Here is a 16608-nt window from a genome sequence, read left to right as displayed (position 1 = left end):
AATAAATGCTTATAGATCAATTCGGTAGAAAAATAAATTATCTTAGAATTTCAGTTACACAAAGATGTAACTTTCGCTGCCTTTATTGTATGCCAAAAATTCCTTTCGATTATCAGCCAAAAGAAAATTTATTAAGCTTCGAAGAACTTTTTTTATTTATCAAAGCGGCTATAGACGAAGGAATTGAAAAAATCCGTATAACAGGTGGGGAACCTTTATTAAGAAAAGATTTAAGTATTTTTATAAAAATGATTAGCGATTATAAAAGCGATATTGACCTTGCTATAACTACAAATGGATTTTTACTAAAAGACTTTGCTAAAGACTTAAAAAATGCTGGACTTAAACGACTTAATATTTCACTTGATACCCTAGATCACAAAAAAGCAAAAACTCTTGCGCAAAAAGATGTATTAGATAGTGTTTTATCTGGAATTGATGAAGCTTTAAATCTAGATTTGAAAGTAAAACTTAATACTGTAGCTCTTAAAAATTTAAACGATGATGAACTGATATCTCTTTTGGAATTTGCAAAATCAAAAAAAGCTCAAATTCGCTTTATAGAATTTATGGAAAATACTCATGCTTATGGTAAATTACAAGGATTAAAAAGAGATGAAATTATACAAATTTTGAGTCAAAAATATCAAATTCAACTTATAAAAAAAGATGAAAAAGCACCTGTGAGTATTTACAAGGCAGATGATTATGAATTCGGAATTATAGATCCTCATAGCCATGAATTTTGCGATTCTTGCAATCGCATACGCTTAAGTGCTGAAGGCTTGTTAATACCTTGCCTTTATTTTGATGAAGCATTAAGTATAAAAGAAGCGGTTCGAAAAGGTGATATTAAAGCCGCTGTAGAAATATTACAAGAAGTATTAAGAAATAAACCAGAAAAAAATAAATGGAGTGTTGTTGATAATAAAACCTCATCTCGTGCTTTTTATCAAACTGGAGGTTAATTTTGCAACTTGTTGAAAGTTTCTTAAGCATTCAAGGAGAAGGTAAATATAATGGAAAATTAGCTATTTTTATGCGTTTTGCTGGCTGTAATTTCAACTGTTTAGGTTTTAATGTAAAAATATCAAAAAACAATAAAACTCTCATCGGATGTGACACGATAAGAGCTGTTTTCACAAAAGATTTTAAAGAAAGTTATGAAACTTTAAATGCTAATGAACTTTTAAAAAGAGTGATAAAATTAAAACAAGGCTTTAATCCTATAGTTGTTATCACAGGTGGAGAGCCATTAATCCATTATGAAAATCCTGAATTTATAGAATTTATCCAAATGTTATTAAAAAATAAATTCGAAATACACTTTGAAAGCAATGGAAGCATAGAAATTGATTTTGATAGATATCCTTTTTACAAAGAATGTATTTTTGCTTTAAGCGTTAAACTCCAAAATAGCGGGATAAAAAAAGATAAACGATTAAATTTTAAAGCTTTAAAAGCATTTAAAAATTGCGCAAAAGATAGTTTTTATAAATTTGTTTTAGATGCCAATACCCTTGATAATTCATTTTTAGAAATCAATGAAATTCTAAAAGAAGCTCCAAATCAAATTTTTTGTATGCCCATGGGTGAAAATGAGCAAAACCTTAAAAAAAATGCTCAAAAAATTGCTGAATTTTGTATTAAGAATGGTTATAATTATTCTGATAGAATTCATATTCGTCTTTGGAACAATAAAGAGGGTTTATGATTATAAGAAAATTATTTGAATTTGAAAACGCACACATTGTTAGATTTTGTTCTTCTAAGCGTTGCAAAAGTAGCATTCATGGACATTCTTACAAAGTTGAAATTTTACTTGAAAGCAAATATTTAGATAATGCTGGAATGGTCTATGATTTTGGACTTTTAAAAACCTATATACGCCAAATTATTGATAGTTTTGATCATGCTATCACTCTTTTTAAATATGATGACGCAAAATATTTAGAAGAAATGAAAAAATATTCAAGTCGTTGGATTTGCCTGCCTGTTAATGTAAGTGCTGAAAATTTTTGTCGTGTATTTTTCATACTTATAGATGCTTTATTGAAACAAACAAAAATGGTAAATGGAGAACAAGGAGTGACTTTACAAAGCATCATTGTTCATGAAACAAGAACAGGCTATGCACAAGGTTTTAGAGAAGATGCCTATAGTGAGCTAATGCCAAAAATTTCACTTCAAGACATAGAATTTTCCAATGGCATTAAAGCAGAATGGAATGATATAGATTTTTATAACAAATTAAAAAATAAAGAAATTTTTATAAATTCAAAGGAGATTTAATGCAAAAAGCTAAAATTTTAATTGCCTTAAGTTTTTTTTTATTAGTTTTATCTGCCTGTTCCAATGATGAAAAAAATATTTCCAAGACTCAAAATACAGATCAAGAAGTAGTCCAAATAGAACAAAACGATGAAAAAACAGAATTAAGTGACTCCAACCTGCCTTTACCCGTAGATGATGAAGCACAAAGTTCAGATGATGAACATGAAGCCAATCCTACTATTATCAACTCTTTATATAAACAAAAATGTGCCACTTGTCATGGAGAAAAAGGGGAATTAAAACTTAAAAACAGCACAGCCATTAAAACCTTGGGCAATAAAATTTTTATACAAAAAATAAAAACGATAAAAGATAAAAACCATAGTTTTTTAAGTGATGAACAAATTCAAAATTTAGCTGATTTTATAAACAAAGGAAAATAATGGATCAAAGTTACGAATTCTTTTTAGCTTTACATCTTTATAGTCTTTATGCGAGCGGTTTTTTAATGCTTTTTTATCTTATACTAACACAAGGAAATTTTAAAACCGAATTTATTTTTATTCGCAGAATACGATTATTTTTACCAATTTATTATTTATTTTTAGCTTTGATTATTTTTACAGGTTGTTTGTTATCAGCAATGAAACAATTTCAAATGAATGTCAATATCTGGGTAATGATTTTTTCTTGGATCTTAATTTTTGCCTTAGCAATTTTTCACTTTGTTTGTTTTAAAAAAGCAAGAAGATTTAGAAAATATGCCACTTTTAGATGGATTAGTTGTTTGATTTTACCTTTTGAAATTTTTTTATTGTTTTTGCCTTTTTTAATAGAAAGATATCTATAAAATGCAATTTTTGTATAACAAGCAAGCTGGAGAAGAGTTTATACAACTTCAAGGTGAAAACTTTAACCATTTAAAAGTAAGAAGAGTAAAGGAAAATTCGGAGCTAAATCTTAGAAATTTACAAGATAATTTTTTTTACAACTATACAATCACAAATTTAACAAGAAATTCTTGCACTTTAAAATTGTTAAACAAAAAATCACAAAATATAAAACAAAGTGAATTAAACTTAGCCTTAGCCATTATAGATATTAAAATTTTAGAAAAAACTCTACCTTTCTTAAATGAACTTGGAGTAAAAAAGTTACATTTGGTTTTTACAAATTTTTCACAAAGAAATTTTAAAATCGATTTAGAAAGATTTGAAAAAATCATTATTTCTTCTTGTGAACAATGCGGTAGAAATACTAAAATGGATTTAATTATCTATCAAAGCACTCAAGAATTTGTTCAAAAATTTCCAAATGCAATTATGGTTGATTTTCAAGGAGAACAACAAAGTCATTTCGATGAAAAAGAATTATATTTTATAGGTCCTGAAGGTGGATTTAACAATGATGAGAGATTATTGTTTAACCGGAAAGTCTCTCTTAAAAGCTCTAATATTCTAAAAAGTCAAACAGCTATTATAGCTATAGCTTCAAAAATTTTGCTTTAACTTTTCTTAAATTAATCTCTTTTTTATGTTAAATAATTTATAATCACGGCTTATTGTTTTAATTTTTAAGGAAAACTAATGAAAAAAGAAATTCACCCAGAATACGTAGAATGCAAAGTAAGTTGTGCTTGTGGAAATACTTTTACAACAAAGTCAAACAAAGCAGAATTAAAAGTAGATATTTGTTCAAATTGCCATCCTTTTTTTACAGGTAGTGAAAAAATTGTAGATGCTGCAGGTCGTGTAGAGAAATTTAAGAAAAAATACGCAATGCAATAATTATGCTTTATTTTATTCCTACTCCCATAGGAAATTTAAGCGATATTTCTTTTAGAGCCTTAGAACTTTTAAAGACTTGCAATCTTGTGTTTTGTGAAGATACGAGAATAAGTAAGTCTTTAATTTCGTTATTAAATGCGAAATTTCACACTGATATTCATATTTCTAAATTTATAGCCTTACACTCCCATAATGAAAAAGAGGTTTTAGCAAGTATTGATTTAAAAATATTTGAAAAAAATGTAGCTTATTTAAGCGATGCAGGAATGCCAGGGATTAGTGACCCTGGCAAGGCTTTGGTAGAATTTGCACAAGAAAATAATATCGCCTATGAAATTTTACCAGGTGCAAATGCAGCCTTAGTTGCTCTTGTAAGCTCGGCATTTTGTCAAAAAGAATTTATCTTTATCGGTTTTTTAGCCAATAAAGGCAAAGAAAGACAAAAAGATATAGAAAAAATTTTAAACTTTCCTTATCCAAGTATTATTTACGAATCCCCCAAGCGTATTTTATCTTTGATAGAACAAATTATGATTCTAGACAGCCAAAGAGAAATTTTTTTGATTAAAGAAATCAGTAAAAAATTTGAAAATAAATTTAAAGGCAATGCTAAAGAGCTTTTTGAAATTTTAAAAAAGTCTAATTTAAACGGTGAATGGGTTGTAGTACTGCAATCAAAAGAGCAAAATTTTTTGCAAAATACTCTTTGTGAAAAAGATATTATGGATTTAGAGCTGTCTTTAAAAGCAAAAGCAAAATTATTATCAAAGATCAATGGAAAAAATGCAAAAGAAATTTATCAAAAACTGCTTTTAAGTCAAGATTAGGTAAAATTTTAATATGATAGTTTATGGGAAGCAAATATTTTTTTATATTTTAGAATATCATAAAGACTATATCAATGAGCTTTATTTAGCAAAAGAATGTGATAAAACTACTTTTTCCAAAATCGCAAAATCAGGTTTTAAAATCAAAAAACTTGATTTTAAAACTGCTCAAGCTTATGCGAAAGGTGGAAATCATCAAGGTTTTTTGCTAGATATTAAAGAAAGTTCTTTTGCGAATTTAAATGAGATCAAAAAAAATGATTTTATTGTTATGCTTTATGGAATTAGCGATGTAGGAAATATAGGGGCTATCACGCGTACAGCTTATGCTTTAGGGGTTGGGGCTTTAATTTTTATTGGTGAAAAATTAGCCATGGAAGGAGTAATTCGCACAAGCAGCGGAGCGGCTCTTGATTTACCTATTGTGATAAGCAACGATGCTTTAAGTGTAATAAATGAACTAAAACAAGTGGGTTTTTATTTTTATGCGAGCGATGGCTCGGGAAAAGAAATTCACAGTGTAAAAATAAGCAATGGTAAAAAAGTTTTAGTTTTGGGTAGTGAGGGTTTTGGTTTAAGCTCTAAAATTGTAAAAAAATGCGATGAATGTGTGGGCATTGCGATGAAAAATAATTTTGATAGTCTTAATGTCAGCGCTGCTTTTGCAATACTTTGTGATAGGATGTTAAATGCTTAATTGGAAAAAAATACAAGAATTAAATTTAAAAGAAGTTGCAGCAAAAACGCAAATTGAACTTGATTTTCTTGAAGCTTTAGCAGAAAAGAATTTTGCTGTTTTAAGTCGTTTTAATGTTAAAGGTTTTGTTAAAATTTTAAGCAGAGAATACGAACTCGACTTTAGTGATTTTAATGAAGAGTATGAAGCTTATCTTAACGAAAACAATCCTACTCCACAAACAAAATCAAAAATGATAACCCCAAAACTAGATGCTTATAGTCAAAAATCCTCTAATGCTTGGCCTTTTTTGATTGTTCTTATTGTTTTAGTGATTATAGGAAGTGGAATTTATTATTTTGATACACTTAAAACTTTTTTCAAAGATGAACAAAATAATACTAGCACAACAGTTATAGATATCATAGGACAAGCACAAGAAAATTTAAAATCTTTAGGTGGAAATAATGTTGTTGTTATAGACAACAATAAAGCACAAGAAACAAATCAAACAGAGAGCGTTTTACCAAGCCAAAACATCTCGTTACAAGAAAATGATAAAAACATAAGCATAGAAAATAATATCAGTGAAAATAACACAACCTTACTCGATGAAGAAAAAAATACCCAAATCCAAGAAGACATAAATACACCAAAAACTGATTCTTTAAAAGAAGCACATTTTAAAACCTCTACCAAGATTTGGATAGGTTTGATAGATTTAAAAAGCCTTAAAAAAACAAGCTTTGTTAAAGAAAAAGATTTTAATATTTCTTTAGATAAAGATCAGTTAATTTTAACAGGAGCTGCAGCTTTAACAATGTTTGATCAAGAAAATAAAGAACAAAAATTTCCTGCAGGAATTTCAAAACGTTTCTTGATTAAAGATGGAAAAATTACAAGTATTTCAGCTGCTGAATTTGCAAAATTAAATAAAGGTAAAGAATGGTAAAAAAAATTATTATTCTTACTCTTTATGTTAATATATCTTTTGCAATCTCAAGTCTTGATTTGGCAAAAAATTTAGTAAACAATCCTAGTAAAAATTCTCAACTAGAATTATTATTTTCAAATAATTCTTACATAGATAATAATGGAAATTGTGATATTGCAAAAATATCTCAAATATTAAAAACCAATTCTTTAATTGCCTTAACACTATCAAATCCTCAAAGTCTAAGACTAAATTTTAAAGCAAAAGCTGATGAAGTTATGTTTTTTAAAATTTTATCCGATGTTTTAACAGATGCTGGATATATATATTTTATCCCTACAGATTTGATTTTAAGAGAAGGAAATATTGACTATACCATACAAGTAGAATCCCAATATGTTTTAGATCCTGGAACGCTTTACAATCTCTTAAAAGAAAATTCTGTCTATATAGATAATATTAAGCGTATTGGGGCATATGATTATGAATATGATTTAAATTTTTCCAATGCTGTATTAAAAACCAATACAAATGTTAATTTAAATACTCCAAAATCATTAGAAAAACCCCTTAAAGACTATGTGCTTGATTTAAAAAATGCTACAAATTTGATTATTGATGCAAATGATTTAGACAATTGGTTTCCTAAAATCTTCTTTTTAGATAAAAATCTAAATCTAATTAAAGCAGTAAAAAGCGAAAATAAAAATAATCATTTTTCAGAACTTATTCCAAATGGTGCTATATATGCTATTGTAAGCGATATGTATAGTTTAGATAATATACGCAGGGGTTTAAAAATCACACTTAAAAAATAAAGGATTAAGAAATGTTTGATGAAATCCGTTTTAATACCATAGAAAGACTTCCAAATTATGTTTTCGCAGAAGTAAATGCGATAAAAATGGCAGCAAGACGTGCTGGAGAGGATATCATCGACTTTTCAATGGGAAATCCCGATGGTAAAACTCCACAACACATTATAGATAAACTTTGTGAAAGCGCTAACAAAGATAAAACCTCGGGATATTCTACATCCATGGGGATTTATAAACTTCGCTTAGCAATTTGTAATTGGTATAAAAGAAAATATAATGTCAATCTAGATCCTGAAAATGAAGTTGTAGCTACCATGGGTTCAAAAGAGGGTTTTGTAAATCTTGCAAGAGCGATTATAAATCCTGGAGATGTTGCTATTGTGCCAACTCCTGCTTATCCTATACATACTCAAGCTTTTATTATAGCAGGAGGCAATGTAGCAAAAATGCCTTTAGCTTATAATGAAAAATTTGAGCTTGATGAAAATCAATTTTTTGAAAATTTACATAAAACTTTAAATGAAAGCATCCCGCGTCCAAAATATGTCGTTGTTAATTTCCCGCATAATCCAACAACAGTAACTTGTGAGAAAAGTTTTTATGAAAGATTGATAGCAACGGCAAAAAAAGAAAGATTTTATATTATTTCAGATATTGCATATGCAGATTCAACTTATGATGACTATAAAACTCCTTCTATTTTGGAAATTGAAGGTGCAAAAGATGTAGCGGTAGAAACTTACACTCTTTCAAAATCTTACAATATGGCAGGCTGGCGTGTAGGTTTTGTAGTAGGAAATAAACGCTTAGTCAGCGCGCTTAAAAAAATAAAATCTTGGTTTGATTATGGTATGTATACACCTATTCAAGTAGCAGCTACCATAGCTTTAGATGGAGATCAAACTTGTGTGGATGAAATCCGTGCAACTTATGATAAAAGAATGCGCATTTTACTTGAAGCTTTTGAAAATGCAGGCTGGAAACTTCAAAAACCAAGAGCAAGTATGTTTGTTTGGGCAAAACTCCCTGAAAGCAAAAGACATTTAAAAAGTTTAGAATTTTCAAAGCAACTTTTACAACGTGCTAGTGTTGCAGTAAGTCCTGGGGTAGGTTTTGGCGAAGCAGGTGATGAGTATGTAAGAATTGCTTTAATTGAAAATGAAAATCGCATACGCCAAGCTGCACGCAATATCAAAAAATATTTAAAAGAGTAAGTTATGAAAGTAGCAATTCTTGGTTATGGCACTGTTGGAAGTGCAGTGGTTAAATTTCTTTTAGAAAACAATAAACTTATTCGTGCGAGATGTGGGCAAAGCATAACTCCTGTGATCGCTCTTGCTAGAAGTCCTAAAAAAAACGCTTTAATTCCAATTACTCATAGCGTTGAAGAAATTTTAAATGCTGATGTAGATGTTTTTGTGGAGTTAATGGGTGGAGTGGATGAAGCTTTTAAAATAGTGAGTGAAATTTTAAAAAAGAAAAAAGCCGTTGTTACTGCAAATAAAGCTATGCTTGCTTATCATCGTTATGAACTTGAAAATTTGGCTAAAAATTTAGCCTTTGGTTATGAAGCAAGTGTGGCTGGGGGAATTCCTATTATAAAGGTTTTAAAAGAAGGTTTAAGTGCAAATAATATTTTGGCTATAAAAGGGATTTTAAATGGTACGAGTAATTATATTTTAAGTTCTATGAGTCAAAAAAATATGAGTTTTAAACAAGCCTTACAAATAGCTCAAAATTTAGGCTATGCAGAAGCTGATCCAACTTTTGACATAGAAGGACAAGATGCAGCTCATAAACTGCTTGTTTTATCAAGTATCGCTTATAATCTTAAAGCTAAACCTGAAGATATTTTGATCGAGGGTATTAGCGAAATTGCGCCTGAAGACATGTATTTTGCTAATGAGTTTGAATTTACCATAAAACTTTTAGGTATAGCCAAGGTGCGTGAAGATAAAGTAGAATTAAGAGTGCATCCTACTATGATAGATAAAGAAAAAATGCTTGCAAAAGTCGATGGAGTGATGAATGCTATAAGTATTAATGGAGATTTGTTGGGTGAAAGTTTGTATTATGGAGCAGGAGCAGGAGGAGAGGCCACTGCAAGTGCTGTGATTTCAGATCTTATGGATATAGCAAGAGATCAGGTAAAAGCACCAATGCTTGGTTTTGTGAATACTTTAGAATACGAGCTTTTAAGCAAAGATGAAATTTATACAAAATATTATTTAAGGGTGAAAGTTGAAGATAAAATAGGGATTTTATCTAAAATCACACAATTGATGAGTGAAAATAATATTTCTATCGATAGTTTTTTACAAAAACCTAAAAAAAATGATGAAAATTACAGTACTTTGTTTTTTACTACACATTTAACTTATGAAAAAAGCATACAAAATTTGCTTGAAATTTTACGCAAACAAGATTTTATAAAAACCAAGCCTTTTATGATGCGTATAGAATAATGGGTGTAAAAGCTTATTTAGATGGAATTTTAGGGGAAGATAAGGCTTGTAAATTTTTAAAAAAACAAGGCTTTGAAATTTTAAAAAGAAATTTCCATTCTAAATTTGGAGAAATCGATATAATAGCCAAAAAAGATGAAATTTTACATTTTATAGAGGTTAAATTTACTCAAAATGATTATGAAGTTTCCGAGCGTTTGGATAGAAAAAAACTTGAAAAAATTTTAAAAACTATAGAATTTTATCATCTTAAAAATGGAATTTCATCGGATTTTCAGATTGATCTGATTTGCATTAAAAATGATGTGATACAATTTTGCGAAAATATAAGTTTTTAAGCTGATATTTAAAAAAATAAAATACAATTAGACAAAAATTAAAGAAAGGAAAAATTATGGGAAAATATATTGAATTAACAAGTGATAATTTTGCTCAAGCAAAAGAAGGTGTAGCTTTAGTTGATTTTTGGGCTCCATGGTGCGGACCTTGTAGAATGCTTGCTCCAGTTATTGATGAACTTGCAAATGACTTTGATGGTAAAGCTAAAATTTGCAAAGTAAACACAGATGAACAAGGTGATTTAGCAGCTGAATTTGGTGTTCGCTCTATTCCTACGCTTATTTTCTTTAAAAATGGTGAAGTTGTAGATCAACTCGTTGGTGCACAATCTAAACAAGCAATTAGTGATAAACTAAACTCTTTACTATAAACTAAAGGCTAGTATAACTAGCCTTCTTCTTAAAAATTTCAAATTTATACTAAATAATAATTTTTATTAACTACTATTAAGAATAATTTTTATATCATTATTAATAATAAAATTCAATATAAAGGAAATGTAAATGTTAGATGTAGCAATCATAGGTGGAGGTCCTGCTGGACTTAGTGCCGGACTTTATGCAACTAGAGGTGGTCTTAAGAATGTAGTAATGTTTGAAAAAGGTATGCCTGGCGGACAAATTACCTCAAGTTCTGAAATAGAAAATTATCCAGGTGTAGCCCAAGTTATGGATGGAATTTCTTTTATGGCTCCTTGGAATGAACAATGTATGCGCTTTGGTTTAAAACATGAAATGGTTGGAGTAGAACAAATTTTAAAAAATAGTGATGGAAGTTTTACCATCAAATTAGAAGGTGGTAAAACAGAACTTACTAAAGCTGTGATAGTTTGTACAGGTTCAGCTCCAAAAAGAGCAGGTTTTAAAGGCGAAGATGAATTTTTTGGAAAAGGTGTAAGCACTTGTGCAACTTGTGATGGATTTTTTTATAAAAATAAAGAAGTTGCAGTTTTAGGTGGTGGAGATACGGCTTTAGAAGAAGCTTTGTATCTAGCAAATATTTGTTCTAAGGTTTATCTTATCCACCGCAGAGATGAGTTTAGAGCAGCTCCATCTACAGTAGAAAAAGTTAAGAAAAATGAAAAAATAGAACTCATTACTAGTGCAAGTGTAGATGAAGTATATGGTAATAAAATGGGTGTTACTGGTGTAAAAATAAAATTAAAAGATGGTAGTATTAGAGATTTAAATGTTCCAGGAATTTTTACTTTTGTTGGTCTTAATGTAAGAAATGAAATTTTAAAACAAGACGATGGTAAGTTTTTATGCAATATGGAAGAAGGTGGGCAAGTAAGTGTTGATCTTAAAATGCAAACTAGTGTTGCTGGACTTTTTGCCGCAGGAGATCTTAGAAAAGATGCACCTAAGCAAGTGATTTGTGCTGCAGGTGATGGAGCTGTAGCTGCATTAAGTGCTATGGCTTATATAGAAAGCTTGCATTGATTTTTTCTTATTATAGGCTAGAATTCCTAGCCTAAATCTTTATATCAATACTCCTTAAAAATATAAAATATTTTTTCATAACGTTTTATAAATATTATTAAATATAATTTAAATTATACTTAATTTTGTTACATAATTACACATTTAAAAAAATATAAAAATATTATTTTTTTAAAAATTAATATATTTTTTATATTAAAAACTATAACTTATTTATGTTAAAAAAATAAGGAAGGAACAAACATGGACAAAAAACAAAGTCGCAGAAATTTTCTTAAAGCCTCATCTTTGTTTGCTTTAGTAGGTGCTAGCGCACCAAGTATGGTTTTTGCTCATATGCACAATCAAAACAATTTGAATTCTACTCAAAATTATCGTGCTAGAATTTTTTTAATAATTCTGCACAACTTGATATTCTGAGTGAAGCAGTAGAAAGAATTTTTCCCGAAGATGATTTAGGACCAGGTGCTAAAAAATTAGGTGTAGCTATTTTTATAGATAATGAACTTGCAGGAAATTACGGAAGTGGAGCAAAAGATTATCGCTTTGGACCTTTTATACAAGGAAAGAAAAATCAAGGTTATCAATATCCTTTAACTAGAGCTGAACTTTTTAAAATGGGGGTAAATGCTTTAGATGAAGAAGCAAAACTTCGTTATAAAAAAGGCTTTGTAGAGCTTAGCGCAAAACAAAAAGATGAAGTCTTAAGAGCTTTTGAACAAGATAAAACAAAGGTTTCTTTTGGAGATAAGATAAAAGCAAGCGATTTTTTTACAGAGTTAAGAAGCATAACTATAACAGGAGTTTATGCTGATCCAATTTATGGCGGCAATGCAAATATGCAAGCTTGGCGCATGAAAAAATTCCCAGGCGCTCAAATGACTTACGCAGCTCAAGTTTTAGATGGAGATAAATTTGAAGTGATAGGGCCTATTTCTTTGGCTGATATGTCACATTAAAGGAATACAAATGGCAAAAATACTTAAAAAAACAGATGTTGTTGTTATAGGTTTAGGTTGGAGTTCTTCTATTGTTGCAAATGAATGCGCTAAAGCAGGGATTAAAGTTGTCGCCTTAGAAAGGGGTGGACATCAAGATACTTCGGATTTTTTGGGTGCGCATGATGAGTATAAATATGTAAATAATGCTGTAATGAAACAAGATTTAAGTAAAGAAAGTATATGTGTTAGGAATAATGATAATGAAATTGCTTTACCAATGAGAAAAATTATGCTTTTGATGTCGGTAATAATGTTGGTGGAGCAGGAGTTCATTGGAATGGTGTGAGTTATCGTTTTCTACCTTATGACTTTCAAATAAAATCTTTAACAGAAGAAAAATATGGCAAAAATAAAGTTTCTAAAGAATACACTATTCAAGATTGGGGTGTAAACTATGATGAAATGGAACCTTACTACGACAAAGCTGAAAAATGATGGGAGTTTCTGGAGAAGATAAAAGTCCTTTCTCAGGAAAAAGAAGCAATCCTTATCCTAATCCTCCTTTAGAAAAAACAACTATGTTAAAAAAAATTTGATGAAGCAACCAAAAAACTTGGATATCATCCTTGCATGGTTCCTGCTTCAAACTCATCTCAAACTTATACAAATCCTGATAAACAAAGCTTGGGAGCATGTCAATATTGTGCTTTTTGTGAGCATTTTGGTTGTGAATATGGTGCAAAAGCTTCTCCTATAGTAACAACTATACCTTCAGCTTTAGCAACTAAAAACTTAGATATTAAAACGCATGCTAATGTTTTAGAAATTTTGCATAAAGATGGTAAAGCTACAGGGGTAAAATTTATCAATACTTTAACTTTAGAAGAATTTATCCAGCCTGCAGAAGTGGTTATGCTAGGCTCTTATGTTTTCAACAATGCTAAACTTTTAATGGTTTCTAATATAGGCGAAATTTATAATCCAAAAACAGGCAAAGGAACTTTAGGAAAAAATTATAGTTATCAAATCACACCTAGTGTTAATGGTTTTTTTCAAAGATCCATTTAATTCTTATCTTGGATCTGGGGCACTTTGCAATTGGATAGATGATTTTAATGGGGATAATTTCGATCATTCCAAACTTGATTTTATTCATGGAGCAAGCTTTAGAATTTCCCAAAATGGAGCAAGACCTATAGCATCAAATCCAATTAAACCAGGTATACCTTCATGGGGAGCCGAATTTAAAAAAGCTTCTATTTATAATTATAAAAGCTTCTATTTATAATTATACTCGATTTACTTATATTGGAGCTCAGGGTGCATCTATTCCTTATATAGGTAATTATTTATCCCTTGATCCAACTTATAGATGCTTATGGACTACCACTTATCCGCGTAACCTATAATTTTACCAAACAAGATAAAAATCTTTATAATTTTATGCTTCCAAAACTAAAAAGCATCATGCAAGAAATGGGAGCGCAAAATATTTACACTTCGCCAAAATTAGGAGATTATGGAGTAGTTTCAAATGGTTGGTATACTTCTACCCATATTGCTGGCGGAACTATAATGGGTACAGATAAAAGTACAAGTGTAGTTAATCCTTATTTACAACATTGGGATGTTAACAATCTTTTTGTCGTAGGTGCAGGAAATTTTCCACATAATCCAGGCTACAACCCTACCTTAACCTTAAATGCTTTAGCCTATCGTGCTAGCGAAGCTATTATAAAATATTTAAAAACTGGTAATTGCTAATGCAGTAATTAAATTCCAAGCCTTAAGCTTGGAATTTATTAGCTTCCTATCACTCCACTATCAAGTTTTCTTATCATCATTACACTCGATCTTGGCGTTTTTCCATAAGGAAAAGTACTACCTTTTAAACCTTCTCTTGGGTGTTGTATACCTACAAACATTGTAGTATAACCCTCACTAAAAACAATCCCTGTTAATTTACAAGCAATAAACCCTGTTAAAAAGCGTCTAATTTCCCCTGTTTTTGGATTTGCTACATTAGGTTCTTGGCGATTTTTATTATTTGTTAGTGTTGCAAATACTTCTTTAGAATCACTTTTGTTTATGGCTTGCTATCCATTTTCCCTATCTTTTAAAATCTCCCACTTTACCATTAAACTGTCCTATATACAAAATGCTTTCATCTAATAATTTTGCTATATTAGCACCTTTTTTATATTTGTGTTTACTAATAAATTTAAAATAACACGTCATTCACCCATATAAACCCGTCTTTTTTACGATAATTCCTATATTTATATGTTTAAACACCCTAAAGAAGTTCTTTTAAAGCATATTTTTATATTAAAAAGATTGATTTCGTCGATATTTTTAGCTAAATCAAATATTTCATCAAAATTCTAAATTTTCATCTAAACTTCAAAAAATCGTCAAAATTTTCTTCACAGGTAATATAAGCTCCCTAAGGTATTTGTCCATTTGCATAATTTGCAAAAGTTCCATGAATAAATTTTTCATTTTTTAAAACTTCTTTTTTAGCTGCTCACTTACTTGCATTTTAGTGTTTACATCGATTCTGTGGTTATACTTAGAGTCTAAAAACAGTCCAATCATCATCTTTTTTCGATTTCTAAGATACTCACACCCACACTAGCTTGCTCATATAAAAAAATATCTTCTTTGCTTAATTTTTACCATGATGATTAAATATGATTTCAGGATTTATATATTCATTATTAACGGCTAAAATTCCTCTGTTTTTTGAAAGTGGAAAAAATTCATACCATCATCATTATCTCCAAAAAACCAAATGAGCATTTTTAACCGCATTCATATCGATGATTTTATTTTCATCATAAGGTTTTGCTTTGCTAAAAAGTGGATCATCTCAAGAAATTAAAACCCTTGCTTCATAACCTTGTGGTGCTATAACTTTATCTTGTGTGCTTGCATCAACAACTTTAAAACCTAGAAAATCCTTATCCTTAAGCATAGCAGCACTTAAATTTGAACTTAAAAAAAGCCACCATAGAACCTAAAGCTGAACCTTTTAAAAACAATATTCTTTCCATTTATTTTTACTCCATATTAAAATTTAAAACAATGGAAATATAAAAATATTTGGAAACTTTTTAGAAATTTTGATGAAAAATTTAAATCGAAGGAAAAATTTATACCTAGTTTTTCACTAGGTATAAATGATTAATTAAAACCTCTTCTTCTTAACATCTTCTAAGATATTATTAGCTATATCACTTACTGTACTAGAAATAATAGCTGATTCATTAGCAATTTCAACATTATCTTTAGTAGTTTGATCAATTTGTGCTACGCTATCATTGATTTGAGTAATACCTGCAGTTTGTTCTTTAATACTTTCTGCCATATCATTGATAGATTGAACAAGTAAATTAGTATTAGCTTCTATTTCAGATAAAGACTTTTGAGTTCTCTCAGCTAGCTTTCTAACTTCATCAGCCACAACAGCAAAGCCTCTACCATGTTCTCCAGCACGTGCAGCTTCAATAGCTGCATTTAAAGCTAGAAGATTGATTTGATCTGCGATATCTCCTATAATACCTGTAACATTTTTAATCTCTTCAGATTGAGTGATAACATCACTAGTTTTAACTGAAACATTTTGCATAGAAGAAGTGATCTCTTCTAAAGCTGCTGCAGTTTCTTCTAAAGATTGAGCTTGAGAATTTGAAGAAGTGGTTAAGCTTTGAACAGCAGTTTGTAATTTTCCACTTTCATTAGCTAAAGCATTAGCAAAGTCTGAACTTTGTTTTAGCATTTTAACTATTTCATCACCTAAAGCATTAGTAGTTAATTCAACACTTCCTGAAGCATTAGAGATTTTATTTCTAAAATCTAAGCTTTTGTATTCTTCAAATATTTTATGAATAACATTCATATCAGAACCTACTCTAGCTTGTAAAACATCAAGAAGTTTATTTAGAACATTTTTAAGTTCAATAAGTTGTGGGTTTCTTGGATTAGCAGTAATTCTTGCTGTTAAATTACCACCTTCTACAACTGATACGGTTTGAACTGATTCTTTAACAGCTTGATTGTCTTGTTCTAAACCTTTTTTAGTAGCAAGGATGTTTTCGTTGAT

20 protein-coding genes and 2 pseudogenes are annotated in these 16608 nt (G+C 29.6%); 19 read left to right on the top strand and 3 right to left on the bottom strand.

Going from position 1 to position 16608, the window contains the following annotated elements; translation table 11 throughout:
• The first annotated feature begins 5 nt into the window (after window positions 1-5).
• The 19 genes and pseudogenes from moaA to AJ885_RS10155 all read left to right on the top strand — a co-directional run bounded on the left by moaA (window position 6) and on the right by AJ885_RS10155 (window position 14267).
• Window positions 6-968 carry a GTP 3',8-cyclase MoaA gene (gene moaA / locus AJ885_RS06185; protein ID WP_002860981.1) on the top strand — a complete coding sequence of 321 codons (963 nt, stop codon included), beginning with the start codon at window positions 6-8 and terminating at the stop codon, window positions 966-968.
• Window positions 969-970: 2 nt separating this feature from the next.
• Window positions 971-1714 (top strand): 7-carboxy-7-deazaguanine synthase QueE, encoded by a 744-nt coding sequence (locus AJ885_RS06180; protein WP_070248042.1) that lies wholly within the window; start codon window positions 971-973, stop codon window positions 1712-1714.
• Entirely contained in the window at window positions 1711-2292 is a 582-nt protein-coding gene (locus tag AJ885_RS06175; RefSeq protein ID WP_070210173.1) for a 6-pyruvoyl trahydropterin synthase family protein, read from the top strand. The genes AJ885_RS06180 and AJ885_RS06175 overlap by 4 nt, the downstream gene beginning before the upstream one ends.
• A complete protein-coding gene (locus AJ885_RS06170) occupies window positions 2292-2717 on the top strand; it encodes a c-type cytochrome (protein ID WP_002880848.1) in 426 nt (141 codons plus the stop codon). The genes AJ885_RS06175 and AJ885_RS06170 overlap by 1 nt, the downstream gene beginning before the upstream one ends.
• On the top strand, window positions 2717-3124 hold the full coding sequence (locus tag AJ885_RS06165) for a membrane protein (protein WP_002851635.1): 408 nt from the start codon (window positions 2717-2719) through the stop codon (window positions 3122-3124). Before AJ885_RS06170 ends, AJ885_RS06165 begins: the two co-directional genes overlap by 1 nt.
• A 1-nt stretch (window position 3125) precedes the next feature.
• Entirely contained in the window at window positions 3126-3782 is a 657-nt protein-coding gene (locus tag AJ885_RS06160) for a 16S rRNA (uracil(1498)-N(3))-methyltransferase (RefSeq protein WP_002880850.1), read from the top strand.
• Between the two features lie 78 nt (window positions 3783-3860).
• Window positions 3861-4061, top strand: a complete 201-nt coding sequence (gene rpmE / locus AJ885_RS06155) for a 50S ribosomal protein L31 (RefSeq protein ID WP_002860977.1) — start codon at window positions 3861-3863, stop codon at window positions 4059-4061.
• Window positions 4062-4063: 2 nt separating this feature from the next.
• Entirely contained in the window at window positions 4064-4888 is an 825-nt protein-coding gene (rsmI, locus tag AJ885_RS06150) for a 16S rRNA (cytidine(1402)-2'-O)-methyltransferase (protein ID WP_070210174.1), read from the top strand.
• 13 nt (window positions 4889-4901) lie between these two features.
• A complete protein-coding gene (gene rlmB, locus AJ885_RS06145) occupies window positions 4902-5585 on the top strand; it encodes a 23S rRNA (guanosine(2251)-2'-O)-methyltransferase RlmB (protein ID WP_070210175.1) in 684 nt (227 codons plus the stop codon).
• On the top strand, window positions 5578-6516 hold the full coding sequence (locus AJ885_RS06140) for a membrane protein (protein WP_044778708.1): 939 nt from the start codon (window positions 5578-5580) through the stop codon (window positions 6514-6516). The genes rlmB and AJ885_RS06140 overlap by 8 nt, the downstream gene beginning before the upstream one ends.
• The gene (locus tag AJ885_RS06135; RefSeq protein WP_002860973.1) at window positions 6510-7316 is read left to right on the top strand and encodes a hypothetical protein; all 807 of its coding nucleotides are present in this window, start codon (window positions 6510-6512) and stop codon (window positions 7314-7316) included. Before AJ885_RS06140 ends, AJ885_RS06135 begins: the two co-directional genes overlap by 7 nt.
• Before the next feature lie 11 nt (window positions 7317-7327).
• Complete coding sequence (locus AJ885_RS06130; RefSeq protein WP_070210176.1) at window positions 7328-8530, top strand: LL-diaminopimelate aminotransferase; 1203 nt, start codon at window positions 7328-7330, stop codon at window positions 8528-8530.
• Window positions 8531-8533: 3 nt separating this feature from the next.
• Window positions 8534-9781 carry a homoserine dehydrogenase gene (locus AJ885_RS06125; RefSeq protein WP_044779792.1) on the top strand — a complete coding sequence of 416 codons (1248 nt, stop codon included), beginning with the start codon at window positions 8534-8536 and terminating at the stop codon, window positions 9779-9781.
• Window positions 9781-10119: a YraN family protein gene (locus tag AJ885_RS06120; protein ID WP_002851874.1), complete on the top strand. Its 339-nt coding sequence runs from the start codon at window positions 9781-9783 to the stop codon at window positions 10117-10119. Before AJ885_RS06125 ends, AJ885_RS06120 begins: the two co-directional genes overlap by 1 nt.
• Window positions 10120-10175: 56 nt before the next feature.
• Window positions 10176-10490, top strand: a complete 315-nt coding sequence (trxA, locus tag AJ885_RS06115) for a thioredoxin (RefSeq protein ID WP_002778629.1) — start codon at window positions 10176-10178, stop codon at window positions 10488-10490.
• A gap of 133 nt (window positions 10491-10623) precedes the next feature.
• On the top strand, window positions 10624-11562 hold the full coding sequence (gene trxB, locus AJ885_RS06110) for a thioredoxin-disulfide reductase (protein ID WP_044778702.1): 939 nt from the start codon (window positions 10624-10626) through the stop codon (window positions 11560-11562).
• A 243-nt stretch (window positions 11563-11805) separates the two neighbouring features.
• Window positions 11806-11982 carry a twin-arginine translocation signal domain-containing protein gene (locus AJ885_RS10490; RefSeq protein WP_186820200.1) on the top strand — a complete coding sequence of 59 codons (177 nt, stop codon included), beginning with the start codon at window positions 11806-11808 and terminating at the stop codon, window positions 11980-11982.
• The gene (locus tag AJ885_RS06105; protein ID WP_186820201.1) at window positions 11976-12521 is read left to right on the top strand and encodes a gluconate 2-dehydrogenase subunit 3 family protein; all 546 of its coding nucleotides are present in this window, start codon (window positions 11976-11978) and stop codon (window positions 12519-12521) included. The genes AJ885_RS10490 and AJ885_RS06105 overlap by 7 nt, the downstream gene beginning before the upstream one ends.
• 10 nt (window positions 12522-12531) lie before the next feature.
• Window positions 12532-14267: pseudogene (locus AJ885_RS10155) on the top strand (GMC family oxidoreductase).
• A gap of 38 nt (window positions 14268-14305) precedes the next feature.
• On the opposite strand, the gene AJ885_RS10975 reads toward AJ885_RS10155, so the two are convergent.
• The 3 genes and pseudogenes from AJ885_RS10975 to AJ885_RS06070 form a co-directional block, all read right to left on the bottom strand.
• Window positions 14306-14428: a hypothetical protein gene (locus AJ885_RS10975; protein ID WP_407919714.1), complete on the bottom strand. Its 123-nt coding sequence runs from the start codon at window positions 14426-14428 to the stop codon at window positions 14306-14308.
• Window positions 14411-15559 (bottom strand): annotated as a pseudogene (locus AJ885_RS06075) (PhoX family protein); the annotation flags it as partial. The pseudogene AJ885_RS06075 and the gene AJ885_RS10975, both read right to left, overlap by 18 nt.
• A 134-nt stretch (window positions 15560-15693) precedes the next feature.
• On the bottom strand, window positions 15694-16608 hold a 915-nt coding region (locus AJ885_RS06070), incomplete at its 5' end, for a methyl-accepting chemotaxis protein (protein WP_002934477.1).

The organism is Campylobacter sp. BCW_6464, assembly GCF_001762775.1.
Taxonomy (GTDB): domain Bacteria; phylum Campylobacterota; class Campylobacteria; order Campylobacterales; family Campylobacteraceae; genus Campylobacter_D; species Campylobacter_D jejuni.
The sequence above is the reverse complement of the archived record's forward strand: the minus strand, read 5'-3'. Positions and strand labels throughout refer to the sequence as shown.